The sequence below is a fragment of the Allobosea sp. RCC_152_1 genome (assembly GCF_041360765.1).
Taxonomy (GTDB): Bacteria; Pseudomonadota; Alphaproteobacteria; order Rhizobiales; family Beijerinckiaceae; genus Allobosea; species Allobosea spartocytisi.
This window is the reverse complement of the sequence record NZ_JBFUPU010000012.1, coordinates 162,280-173,994: the sequence shown is the minus strand read 5'-3', so window position 1 is coordinate 173,994 and position 11,715 is coordinate 162,280. Positions and strand designations below refer to the sequence as shown.

At 66.3% G+C, this 11,715-nt stretch carries 8 protein-coding genes and 1 pseudogene; 1 reads left to right on the top strand and 8 read right to left on the bottom strand.

Features of this window, described 5'->3' with window-relative positions; all coding sequences use genetic code 11:
- Positions 1-67: 67 nt before the first annotated feature.
- Positions 68-964: pseudogene (locus AB6806_RS26860) on the top strand (IS3 family transposase); the annotation flags it as partial.
- Between the two features lie 443 nt (positions 965-1,407).
- Here AB6806_RS26860 and AB6806_RS26855 read toward each other — a convergent pair.
- From AB6806_RS26855 to AB6806_RS26820, 8 genes are read right to left on the bottom strand one after another with little or no spacing between them, the layout of a single operon-like run.
- Entirely contained in the window at positions 1,408-2,565 is a 1,158-nt protein-coding gene (locus tag AB6806_RS26855) for a DSD1 family PLP-dependent enzyme (RefSeq protein ID WP_370956079.1), read from the bottom strand.
- Positions 2,562-4,304, bottom strand: coding sequence for a hydantoinase B/oxoprolinase family protein (locus AB6806_RS26850; protein ID WP_370956078.1), 1,743 nt, complete (start codon positions 4,302-4,304; stop codon positions 2,562-2,564). The genes AB6806_RS26855 and AB6806_RS26850 overlap by 4 nt, the downstream gene beginning before the upstream one ends.
- Positions 4,301-6,373, bottom strand: coding sequence for a hydantoinase/oxoprolinase family protein (locus tag AB6806_RS26845; RefSeq protein ID WP_370956076.1), 2,073 nt, complete (start codon positions 6,371-6,373; stop codon positions 4,301-4,303). Before AB6806_RS26845 ends, AB6806_RS26850 begins: the two co-directional genes overlap by 4 nt.
- A gap of 30 nt (positions 6,374-6,403) precedes the next feature.
- A complete protein-coding gene (locus AB6806_RS26840) occupies positions 6,404-7,258 on the bottom strand; it encodes an ABC transporter ATP-binding protein (protein WP_370956074.1) in 855 nt (284 codons plus the stop codon).
- The gene (locus AB6806_RS26835; protein ID WP_370956072.1) at positions 7,255-8,220 is read right to left on the bottom strand and encodes an ABC transporter ATP-binding protein; all 966 of its coding nucleotides are present in this window, start codon (positions 8,218-8,220) and stop codon (positions 7,255-7,257) included. Before AB6806_RS26835 ends, AB6806_RS26840 begins: the two co-directional genes overlap by 4 nt.
- A 14-nt stretch (positions 8,221-8,234) precedes the next feature.
- On the bottom strand, positions 8,235-9,119 hold the full coding sequence (locus AB6806_RS26830) for an ABC transporter permease (protein ID WP_370956071.1): 885 nt from the start codon (positions 9,117-9,119) through the stop codon (positions 8,235-8,237).
- Positions 9,116-10,060 (bottom strand): ABC transporter permease, encoded by a 945-nt coding sequence (locus AB6806_RS26825; RefSeq protein WP_370956069.1) that lies wholly within the window; start codon positions 10,058-10,060, stop codon positions 9,116-9,118. The genes AB6806_RS26830 and AB6806_RS26825 overlap by 4 nt, the downstream gene beginning before the upstream one ends.
- Before the next feature lie 30 nt (positions 10,061-10,090).
- The gene (locus AB6806_RS26820) at positions 10,091-11,650 is read right to left on the bottom strand and encodes an ABC transporter substrate-binding protein (RefSeq protein WP_370956068.1); all 1,560 of its coding nucleotides are present in this window, start codon (positions 11,648-11,650) and stop codon (positions 10,091-10,093) included.
- Between the last annotated feature and the right edge of the window lie 65 nt (positions 11,651-11,715).

The window sequence follows — 11,715 nt, the reverse complement described above, 5'->3', positions numbered from 1 at the left end:
CATCATGTGCGGCGTCGGGCTCGATGAGCCCGCGATGAGAGCCTTTGCTTGACTCGTACCGCCCCAAAAGAGAAGCCACCGCGTATTTCGCCAAGGATGCAAAGTGAGATACGCGTTTGTGGCCGAGCATCGCCGCCAGTTCCCAGTGCGGGCGATGTGTCGCTGCCTGCGCATCCAGCCCAGCGGTTTCTATGCCTGGCTGAAGAATCCGTTGAGCCGGAGAGCTCGGGAGGATGCGCGCCAGATCGAGCTCCTCGACAGGGCCTGGAAAGAGAGCGGCCGGGTCTATGGCTACCGCAAGCTGCATGACGACCTGCTCGATCAGGGCGAGACCAGTTGCGCCAACCGGGTCGCCCGCCTCGCTAGGCTGGCGGGGATCAAGGCTCAGATCGGCTATCGACGCCGGCCGGGTTCTCATGGCGGCAAGCCGTCGGTCATGGTCGACAATACCCTGGCCCGACAGTTCGATGTTGATGCCCAGGACAAAGCGTGGGTGACGGACATCACCTACATCAGGACCCAGGAAGGCTTCGCCTATCTGGCCGTGGTGATCGACCTGTTCTCCCGCCGCGTCATTGGCTGGTCACTGCAGAGCCGGCAGGTCACCGACGTCGTGCTGCAGGCGTTGCTCATGGCGGTATGGCGACGCAAGCCGAAGACCACGGTCCTGGTTCACTCGGATCAGGGCTCCCAGTTCACCAGCATGGATTGGGCTGCCTTCCTGAAGCACCACAATCTTGAGCACTCGATGAGCCGGCGCGGGAACTGCCACGACAACGCGGTGGCAGAGAGCTTTTTCAATCTGCTCAAGCGGGAGCGAATCCGCCGCAAGACCTACCGAACGCGCGAAGAGGCAAGGCAGGACGTGTTCGACTACATCGAGATGTTCTACAACCCCAAGCGCAAGCACGTCAGGAACGGGATGCTGTCACCCGTCGAGTTCGAACGGCAGCACAATACGTAGCCCGACGGCGTCTACGAAACTCGGGGCTATTCAAAATCGTCCGTGAAATGTCCGGGCCCCATCATGGCCTCCTTGCCTCAAAACTAGGGAAGAAGGCGTCCAGAAATCTAGGGGCTATTCAACCTGTGCGCTACCGGGGCGTCGCCAGCAGGCCGTCGTGCTCCTCAGCCAGCCTTCGCCCTTTTCAACCTCCGCGATGAACCAATCCGGCTGCTCGCCTGCGACCGAAGCACCCGCCCGAAAGCGGACACCTAGACTTCCAGTATGGGCCACAAATCGTCCACGGCTCGCCCGGGCGAGATGCGCAAGTAGCTGCACCCTGAGCAAGGATTTGATCAATGGATAAATAAACAGCGTGGCAGCTGTTTTGTTTATGAATCCGAGCGGGGGACATGCCATCATGCCGACCCAGTTCGTACCACGCGCAACTCGAGCTCGATCGATCAATCTGCGCGGCCCCGCGCCTCAATAGACCAAAGCGCGACGAGCCGGCCCTCCGACACAACATGCAAAAAGTCATGGAGGTTAATCGTCGGATCGCAATGCGGAACAGTGCATTCGACCACCGTTCCGATTGGCAACGTGCCATAGCCGGGCTCAGGCAGGATTCGACCGAATTCGTCGCCGCACCATTCGATCCGCCCGACGAGGGCGCCGCCGAGGAAGACGCGCGGGGGCGGCCCGTCCGGCGCGAAGCTCTTGCTGCCGCCGTCCGTGATCGCAAAGCCGGCCGAGCTGTGGCCGACCACCGTCACCGCGACGCGCAGCGCCGGTCCGAATTCCGGCCCGCCGGCGCCATAGATGTCGACCGGATTATAGGCCTCGTCCATGAAGACATAGGAGCCCGGCTGCACTTCGGTCAGCACCTGCGCCTGCCCGTCGAGCAGATGGCTGCCGGTGCCGCCGCCCGAGACGATTCCGGGCGCGAGGCCGGCCTGTTTCAGCACATCCAGCATCGCGGTCAGTAGGCGGTTCGCCTTGTTATTGGCCGACCGCCTCGCGGCGAAACCCTCGATATGCTGGACCCGGCCCTGATAAGCCTGCACCCCGACATAGCGCAGGCTGGCCTGGTCCGTGACCGCGCATGCGAGCGCGACCGCCTCCTGTGCACTGGCGACACCGCTGCGCCTCAGCCCCGTGTCGAGGTCGACGAAGACGTCGAAGCGCGTGCCATGCCGCGAGGCCGCTTCGGCGTAAGCCGCCACCAGATTGAGCCGGTCGACCACGACGCCGATGCGCGCGCCTCTGGCTGCAGCCCGCGCCAGCGCATCGATCTTGGCGGCGCTTGCGATCGGTGCGCTCAGCATCAGATCATTGGCGCCGCCCTCGAACAGCGCCAGCAACTCACCCGGTTTGGCGCAGCAGATGCCCGATGCGCCCGCCGCCATCTGGCGCCGCGCGATCTCGGCGCATTTGTGCGATTTGGCATGCGGGCGGAAAGCGATGCCGGCGCGTTTGCAGGTCTGGGCGAGCCTCGCGATATTGCGCTCGAAGATGTCGAGATCAAGCACTGCGGCCGGCGTTTCGAGGCGCGAACGGCCGCCGGGCTGGCCGATCAGCGGCTGGTTGAGCGCGGCCGCGCCGAAGGGTTTGAGGCTCATTGGCGCTGTCCCATCCGCTGCGCCCGCGCCTCCTCGGTCGCGGCGAGATCGACGCTGACGCGGTCGGCGGCGAAGATCACGCCATAGTCGCGCATGGCGCCCTCGATGGTGACCTTGCCCTCGAGCAGATCGTCGGCGACGCGCCAGGGCTCGCGCTTGAGCGCGTCGCCGTAGCCGCCGCCGCCGGCCCCGGTCAGGCGGAAGATGTCGCCTCGTTTAGCGTTGAAGCTCTCCATCGGCATCGTCGGCAGGTGATGCTGCGTGCCATCCGTCCGGATGAACAGATGCGCCGAGGGCGCGCCCGTGCCGCCACCTTCGATACCGAAGGGCGGGTGGTCGCGCCGGTCGCCGCGCAAGGTGAAGCGCGCATCGGCAAGGAAGCGGAACTCGCGCACGAAGGCGAGCCCGCCGCGGAACTCTCCGGCGCCGCCGGAATCCGGCACGAGCCCGTAGCGCAGCACCTCGACCGGCATGTCGGTCTCGACCATCTCGATTGGCTGGTTGGAGAGATTTGCGGCCGGGTTGGAGATGCCCTCGATACCATCCTTGCCGGCGCGCGCCCCCCAGGTACCGACCACCATCTCGTTGAGCACGAAGGGCTTGCCGTCATGCATGCCGCCGCCGGCAAGCAGATAAGGCCCGCCCTCCGAGCCGCCGATGGCACGCTCGGGCACGATCTGCGCCAAAGCCTGCATGATCGCATCGAACACCCGGTAACCGACGACGCCGCGCGCGCCGCAGGCCGCGGGATAGCGCGGATTGACCAGGCAGCCCTCCGGCGCGCGCACCGTGATCGGGCGCAGATAGCCCTCGCAATTGGGGATGTCCTGCTGCGACAGGCAGCGGATCGCGCAAAAGGCCGCCGATTCCGGCAGCGAGATCGGGCAGTTGATCGAGGCGGCGACTTGACCGGCCGTGCCGGCGAAGTCGACATCGATGCTGTCGTCCTCGACCGTCACGGTGGCGACGATGGCGAGCGGGACCGGATGCCCGCCGACGCCGTCGATATAATCGGTCGCCTTGTAGACGCCGTTGGGGAGCGCGCGGATCACGTCGCGCATCATCGCCTCGGCATGGTCGTGCAGCGCGTCGATATAGCGGTCGAGCAGCGTGGCGCCGTAGCGGGCGATTAGCGAGCGCAGGCCTTCTTCGGCGACATTGCAGGCGGCGATCTGGGCGCGGATGTCGCCAAGAACCTCGACCGGCGCGCGCGTATTGGCCTCGATGATGCGGAAGACCGCATCGACCGGCGCGCCCGCTTCATAAAGCTTGAGCAGCGGCAGTCGCAGGCCCTCCTGCTGGATCTCGGTTGCATAGATCGCGACGCTTCCGGGCACGATGCCGCCGATATCGGTGTGGTGGGCCACCGTGGCGGCGAAACCGGCCAGGCGCTCCTCCACGAAGATCGGCTTCAGGATGTAGATGTCAGGCAGATGCTGGCCGCCTGAGCCATAGGGGTCGTTGGCGATCAGGACGTCACCCGGTTTCAGGGTCGCGCCATAGCGCTGTTTCACGAACCGCATCACGCGCGGAAAGGAGCAGAGCTGGATCGGCAGCGTCAGCCCCTGCGCGATCACGCGCCCCTGCGCATCGCAGAGTGCCGTCGAGTAATCCATGATGTCGCGCACCACCGGCGAATAGGCGCTGCGCATCACGATCAGCGCCATTTCGTCGGCGGTCGAGGCAAGCGCGTTGCGGATCACCTCCACCGTGATCGGGTCGATCGCGTCGGTCATCATGCGGCCTCCAGCGCGATGTCGATATTGCCGGCGTCCTCCAGGCGGGCGGTCTGGCCCGGCCCGACGACGCAGGTGCAGTCGTATTCCTCGATGACGAAAGGGCCGCGCCGGGGCGAGGCGTCGAGATCGGCGCGCCCGATCACCGCGACAGTCGCGGTGCCGACATCCTCGAAGGATACCGGCCGGTCGAACCGGCGCTGGCCTGGAGCGGGCGCGAAATGCTGCGGTGGCGCGACGAGCGGCAACCTCGCGGTGAGCCGGGCATTGACGAGATGGACCTGGTCCTTCTGCGAACGGTGGCCATAGGTCCGCTCATGCTCGAGGTGGAACAGCTCCGCCAGCTCGTCGAAGACCAGACGCCGCGCCGGCACCGTCAGCTCATAGGCCTGCCCGACATAGCGAAGGTCTGCGGCGTAGCGGAATTCGGCGCGCGACAGCTCGTAGCCTTCCAGCGCCAGAACGCGGCGGGCATCCTCGGTCAGCTCGGCATAGAGCTGCGCCAGACCGGAATCGTCGAGGTCTCCGGCCCGGCGGCGCGAGGGGCGGACGAACTCCTGCTCGACATCCGAGCGCAGCAGCCCGAGCGCGCTGAAGACGCCCGCCGCACGCGGGATCACCACCCGCCGGATCCCCAGCGCCTTTGCGACCTCGGCGGCGACGACCGGCCCGTTGCCGCCGAAGGCGACCAGGGTCGAATGGCGCGGATCGCGGCCGCGATAGGTCGAGACCGCCTTCACCGCTCGCGTCATCGTGGTGACCGCCAGCGTCAGCACGCCGCGCGCCGTCCTGGTCAGGTCGAGCCGCAGCGGCCGAGCAACCTGATCGTTCAGCGCCGCGCGTCCGGCATCGGCCTGCAGGGGGAAGGTGCCGCCGGCCAGCGCCACGTCGTTGATGTAGCCCAGCGTCAGGAAGGCGTCGGTCAGCGTCGCCTGCTTGCCGCCGAGCCCGTAGCAGACCGGACCGGGATAGGCGCCGGCGCTCTGCGGACCCACCGAAACCTGGTTCATCTTGTCGATGGCGACGATGCTGCCGCCGCCGGCGCCGATTTCGGAGACGTCGATGAAGGGCATCTTGATCGGATAGCCGCCGCCCTTGACCAGCTTGCTGGAAAGATTGATGCCGGCACCGACCTCATATTCGGTGGTGCGGGCGGGCTCGCCATCCTCGATCAGCGCGGCCTTGGCGGTGGTGCCGCCCATGTCGAAGGAGATGATGCTCGGCTCATTGCTGCCCGAGACCAGCCTCGCGCAGGCGATGACGCCCGCCGCAGGCCCGGACTCGACCAGCGAGGCCGCGCGCTTCACAGCCGAACCCAGCCGCATGATGCCGCCGCCCGAATGCATCATCTCAACCGGGCAGGTTACGCCGATCGAGGCCAGCCGCGTCGTCAGCGCGGCGGCATAGTTGCGCACGACCGGGCCGATATAGGCGTTCACCACGACGGTCGAGGTGCGCTCATATTCGCGGATCTCGGGCAGGATTTCCGAGCCCCGGCAGATATAGACATCATCGCCGAGCTCCTCGCGCAGGATCGCTTCGGCCGCGATCTCATGGTCGGGGTTAGCATAGGCGTGCAGGAAGCTGATCGCGACCGCCTCGACCTTCTCGTCGCGGAACTGCGCCGCCGCCCGCCGAACATCATCCTCGTTCAGCGGTATCCGAACCGAACCGTCCGGTCCGAGCCGCTCGCGTGCCTCCAGCCGCAGATGCCGCGCCGCCAGCGGCCTCGGCTTGTCGTATTGCAGATCGTAGAGCACCGGGATTCGCAGGCGGCGCATTTCGAGCACGTCGCGGAAGCCCTCGGTGGTCAGAAGACCGGTGCGGGCACCCTTGTATTCCAGGATCGCGTTGGTCGCGACGGTGGTGGCGTGGACGATGCCGGTGATGCGGTCTGGCGTGGTTTCATAGTCCGCGACGAGCCGGCCCAGCGCCTCGACGATGCCGCGGCTGTAGTCGTCGGGCGTCGATGGCACCTTGCGGGTCTCGATCAGCCCGTCGTCGCGGGCAATCACGATATCGGTGAAGGTGCCGCCGATATCGATGCCGATCCTGTAGCTGTGCTGCGTCATGGGTTTGGTCTCGTGAGGTCGGAGGAGAGATCAGCCGGCGCTTTCACGGGCGGGGCTGGCAGAGGTTGTGGCCGCCTGGCCGCGACGCCCCTTGATGCCTTTCGGCACGGCGGCGATCAGGAGCTGCGTGTAGGGATGGGCAGGGTGGTCGAGCACGTCGAGGCACGGCCCCTGCTCGACGATCTCGCCCTTGCGCATCACGATGATCCGCGAGCAGAGCGTGCGCACCAGCGCCAGGTCATGGCTGATGAAGAGCAGGGTCAGGCCGAGTTCGCGCGTCAGCCGGCTGAGAAGGTTGATGACCTGCGCCTGCAGCGAGACGTCGAGCGAGGAGACCGGTTCGTCGGCGATCAGGATGTCCGGCTTCATCGCCAGCGCCCGCGCCAGCCCGACGCGCTGTCGCTGGCCGCCCGAAAGTTCATGCGGCAGGCGTGGCGCGAGCTCCGCGCCGAGCCCGACCAGCGCCAGCATCGCCAGAGCCTCGCCCTCGCGCTCAGGCTTAGGCACGCCGCGCAGCGCCAGGGTCTCGGTCAGGCAGCGGCTCACCGTCTTGCGCGGATTGAGCGCGCTGCTCGAATCCTGGAAGGCCATCTGGATGCGCCGCCGCCACGGCCCGCCATGGTCGCGCATCAAGGCCGACAGCGGCTCGCCATCGAGCAGAACCTCGCCCGATGTCGGCCTGGTCAGCCCGACCGCGATGTTCGCCAATGTCGATTTGCCCGAGCCGCTTTCGCCGACGATGCCGACGACGTCGCCGCGTCCGATCTCCAGGGAGATGCCGGCGAGCGCGACGAAACGCGTGTCGCGGCCCAGCAGCCGGTCAAAGGCGGTGCCCTGCGCATAGGATTTGGTGATGCCGCGCAGCGACAGGATCGGGCCGGTCATAGCGGCCTCCAGCAGGCGAAGTGGCGGTCGGCCTCGCGTTCCAGCGGCGGCATCTCCGCGATGCAGGCCTCGACGACATGCGGGCAACGCGGCGAAAACGGGCAGCCCGGCGGCATGCGGCCGAGACGCGGCGGCGCGCCTTCGATCGCCACCAGCGGACCGACCGGGCCGGTCAGGCTCGGCACGCAGGCCTGCAGCAACCCGGTATAGGGATGGCGCGGCGCGCGCTCGATCGCCTCGACGGGCCCATCCTCGACAACCTTGCCGCCATACATCACCACGACCCGGTCGACGATCTCGGCGACGAGCTGGAGGTTGTGCGAGATGAAGATTACCGCGATGCCGAGATCGCGCCGGAGCTCCGCGATCAGATCGACGATCTGGGCCTGCACCGTGACATCGAGCGCCGTCGTAGGTTCGTCTGCGATCAGCAGGCGTGGGCGGCAGGCGATCGCCATAGCGATCAGGGCGCGTTGGCGCATGCCGCCCGAGAACTCATGCGGATACGCATCGAGGCGCTTTCCGGCTTCGCGGATGCCGACGCGCTCCAGCGATTCCGCCGCGATCCGGCGGGCCTCCGCACCCGACACCTGCCGATGGGCCCGCACGACATCGGTGATCTGCCGCCCAATGGTCAGTGCCGGGTTGAGCGAGCTTTGCGGGTCTTGAAACACCATGGCGATGTCGCGGCCGCGAATGGCGCGCATGCGAGCCTCGTTGAGGGCGAGGAAATCCTGGCCGTCGAAGATCACGCGCCCGCCGGTCGTATGCGCCGGCGAGCCGAGCAGGCGCATCACCGCGAGCATGCTCAGGCTTTTGCCGGAACCTGATTCGCCGACGACGCCGACCGCCTCCCCGGCCGCGACCGAGAAATCGACGCCGCGCACCGCCTCGACCACGCCGCCATCCGCACTGCGGAAGCCGACGCGCAGACCCTCGATGCTGAGCAGAGGCGCGCTCATGTGACCCGTGCCACTCATGCGACCAGCGTCCTGGCTTCGCTGCGCGGATCGAACAGCTCGCGCACCGCGTCGCCGAGCAGGTTGAAGCCGATCACGGTGATCGAGATCGCCAGCCCCGGAAACACCGGCAGCCACCATTCGCCGGAATAGATCGCGCTGCGCGCATCCGACAGCATCGAGCCCCAGCTCGCCTGAGGCGGCTGCACGCCCAGTCCGACGAAGGAGACCGAGGCCTCGACGACGATGCCGATCGCGACCAGGAGCGTGCCCTGCACGATGATCGGCGACAGGCAGTTGGGCAGGATGTCGCCGGTGACGATGTCCCAATGCGTCGCGCCCTGCAGATAGCGCGCCCGGACATAGTCGGCGCCGACCACGCGGCTCGCCACCGCATAGGTGACGCGGGCGAAGACCGGCGAGAACAGCACGCCGACCAGCAAGACGATCTTGATCTCGTTGGGCAGGAGCAGCGGGCCGACCGGCACCGGCCCGACGCCGAGGATTCCGACGATCGCGATCGCCCAGACCAGCAGCGGAATCGAGGCAACGCCATCGACGATGCGCATCACGAGCTGGTCGCCGAGCCCGCCCTTATAGGCGGCGAACAGCCCAGCCGAGACGCCGATCAGAGCGCCGATGGCGACGGCCCCGACGCCCACGGCGAGTGAAGCCCGTGCGCCGAAGATGATCCGGCTCAGCACGTCGCGGCCGGCCTGGTCGGTGCCGAGCCAATGCGCCATGTCGGGCGCCAGCAGGCGATCCTCGATGCTCAGCGCGACGGGATCATAGGGCGCGATCAGCGGCGCGAAGACCGCGGCGCAGATCATGACGAGGACGATTCCCGCGCCGAGCCAGCCGGTCCAGTCGATCATGCGCAGCGTCGACGAGAGGCCCTTCATGCGGCGACCCTCTGGCGCGGATCGAGCAGGTGATTGACGAGGTCGGCGGCGAGATTGGCCAGCACGAAGATGACCGTGAACAGGAAGACGATGCCCTGCAGCAAAAGGAAGTCGCGCTGCGAGATCGCGTTCAGCAAGGCGCGCGACAGGCCCGGCACATTGAAGACCTGCTCGATGATCAGCGCCCAGCCGAACATGTAGCCGAAGGAGAGCGCCGCGAGGTTGATCACCGGTGGCAGGGCGTTGATCAGCGCGTAGACCACGACCCGCGGCGAGGACAGCCCCATCGCGCGGGCAGTGCGGACATAGTCGCCGCGCAACGTGTCCTGCAGGCTGGCCTGCGTCATCCGCGCCAGCACGGCGATGTAGTAGACCGCCAGCGACACCGCCGGCATCAGGATCGTCTGGAGATGGGCGGAGAGCCCGGCCGACAGCGGCGCATAGCCGCCGGGCGGCAGCCAGCGCAGATCGACCGCGACGAAGCGGATCAGGACGATGCCGAGCCAGAAGGCCGGCACCGACAGGCCGACTACCGACAAAAGCCGCGATACGCGATCGAACATGCCCCTGGGGCGCAGGGCCGCCGCGATGCCGATGCCGATGCCGAAGATCACGGCGAGCGCGAAGGCGAAGAGCACGATCGACAAGGTCACCGGCAGGGCGTTGACGATCTCGCTGCCGACATCGCGGCCGGTGACGAAGGAGCGTCCGAAATCGCCGCACAGGATGTCGGAAAGCCAGTAACCATATTGCGCCAGGAAGGGCCGGTCGAGCCCGTTCGCCTGCTCGAACTGCGCGAGTTGCTCTGCGGTCGCATCCGCGCCGAGCACGATCCGGGCTGGCGAACCCGGACCGGCGCGCGTCAGCGCAAACAGCGCGAAGCCAACGAAGAGCAAGGTGCCGATGGATGAAACGATCCGGCCGGCGACGAGGCGAAGCATGGGCGATGTTCCGAGCGTTGGTGGCGGGCTTTAGACCTTCACCTCGCCGACGCTCATCGTCAGCGCCTGGTTGACCTTGAAGTCTTGAACGCCCTGCCGCCAGAGATTGGAGGCGTGAACGAAGCCGAGCACGCCGATCGGCGCGTCGCGAGCCATGATCGCCTGCATCTTCCCGTAAAGCTCCTTGAGCTTGGCCTGTTCCGTCTCGAGGAAGGAGGCGGCCATCAGCGCATTGAGCTCCGCGTTGTCATAGCCCGTGCTCTTCGAGAGAAACTGGCCCGGCATCACCGTATTGGCGATGATGTAGGTCGCCTCGCCAGGCGACATGAAGACCTGCATCGCCATCTGGTGCTCACCGCGCGCGATCTGCTGGATCAGCACCGAGAACTCATAGACCTTGAGGTTGATCTTGACGCCAATCTTGGCAAGCTGCGCCTGCAGGAAGATCGCCGCATCCTTTGTATCCAGCAGATAGGGCTCGGCCTGGATCGAGATGTCGATCTCGGCACCGGTCGGATATTTCGACTTCGCCAGGAACTCCTTGGCGCGGTCGAGATCGAAGCCCAGCTCCTTTTCGGCCTCGGCATTGAACCACCAGCCGCGCGGCGGTGCGAGCACGGCGGCCGGATCGAGCAGCCCGTAATAGACCTTGTCGCCGATCGTCTTGCGATCGATGGCGCAGGACAGTGCCTTGCGGAAGTTCAGGTCGTCGAGCGGCGGCTTGAGGTTGTTGGTGAACATCAAGAGCGCGCCTCCCAGCGTCGGGCGCGACGCGCCGGTGATGCCAGGCATGGTTTTGAGGCGGTTGAATTCGCGCGCCGGCGGCGCGCTGATGATGTCGACCTGGTTGGTCAGGAGATAGGCGACGCGGGTGGCGTCCTCCGGGATCATCTTGACGACGAGCCGATCCCAGGCTGGCAGGCCCTTGCGCCAATAATTCGGGTTCTTCTTGAAGCTGATCGAGTCGTTGGGCTTCCACTCCTCGAAAATGCCGGCGCCGGTGCCCATGCCGGCGGGCTTCGACTTGAAATAGTCGTCGCCATGCTCCTTGCGCGAGCCGTCGGGGAAGATGCCCATATATTTGGTCAGGAAGTAGAGCCACTGCCCGTAGGGCTCGGACAGCTCGACCTGGACCTTGAGCGGATCGAGCACAGTCACCTTGGCGATCTTGGTAAAGAGCGGCCGACGCAGCGCCTTGTTGTTGGCGTCGAGCAGGTAGTCGAACGAGTATTTCACATCCTCCGCAGTCATCTTCTTGCCGTTGTGGAAGGTGACGTCGTCGCGCAGTTCGAAGGTGTAGGTCTTCTTGTCGCCTGAGATCGTCGGCAGCGCCTTGGCGAGCTGCGGCTTCAGCACGCCTTCGACATCGAACTCGACGAGGTTCTCGAAGACAGTCTGGCCTAGCACCATCGCGTCATGATTGAGCTGGTTGATCGGGTCGATGGTGATCGGGTTGCTCGGCAGGACAATCGTCAGCGTCTTGCGGTTGTTCGGCTGGGCATGGAGCAGGCTGGACGGCAGCAGAGCGGCGAGCGCGCCACCGGCGCTCGCTGTCAGAAATTGTCGGCGATCCGTCGGCAGATTGACCATCGAACATCCCCTTTTTGGCTGGCAAAGCCTTGGTGGCGCAAACATCGGCGTCGCGCTGAACGGGG

Coding starts and splice junctions, on each gene's coding strand:
- AB6806_RS26850 (WP_370956078.1), bottom strand. CDS start 4,304: ATGATGACCGACGCGATCGACCCGATCACGGTGGAGGTGATCCGCAAC.
- AB6806_RS26825 (WP_370956069.1), bottom strand. CDS start 10,060: ATGCTTCGCCTCGTCGCCGGCCGGATCGTTTCATCCATCGGCACCTTG.
- AB6806_RS26840 (WP_370956074.1), bottom strand. CDS start 7,258: ATGACCGGCCCGATCCTGTCGCTGCGCGGCATCACCAAATCCTATGCG.
- AB6806_RS26855 (WP_370956079.1), bottom strand. CDS start 2,565: ATGAGCCTCAAACCCTTCGGCGCGGCCGCGCTCAACCAGCCGCTGATC.
- AB6806_RS26845 (WP_370956076.1), bottom strand. CDS start 6,373: ATGACGCAGCACAGCTACAGGATCGGCATCGATATCGGCGGCACCTTC.
- AB6806_RS26820 (WP_370956068.1), bottom strand. CDS start 11,650: ATGGTCAATCTGCCGACGGATCGCCGACAATTTCTGACAGCGAGCGCC.
- AB6806_RS26835 (WP_370956072.1), bottom strand. CDS start 8,220: ATGAGCGCGCCTCTGCTCAGCATCGAGGGTCTGCGCGTCGGCTTCCGC.
- AB6806_RS26830 (WP_370956071.1), bottom strand. CDS start 9,119: ATGAAGGGCCTCTCGTCGACGCTGCGCATGATCGACTGGACCGGCTGG.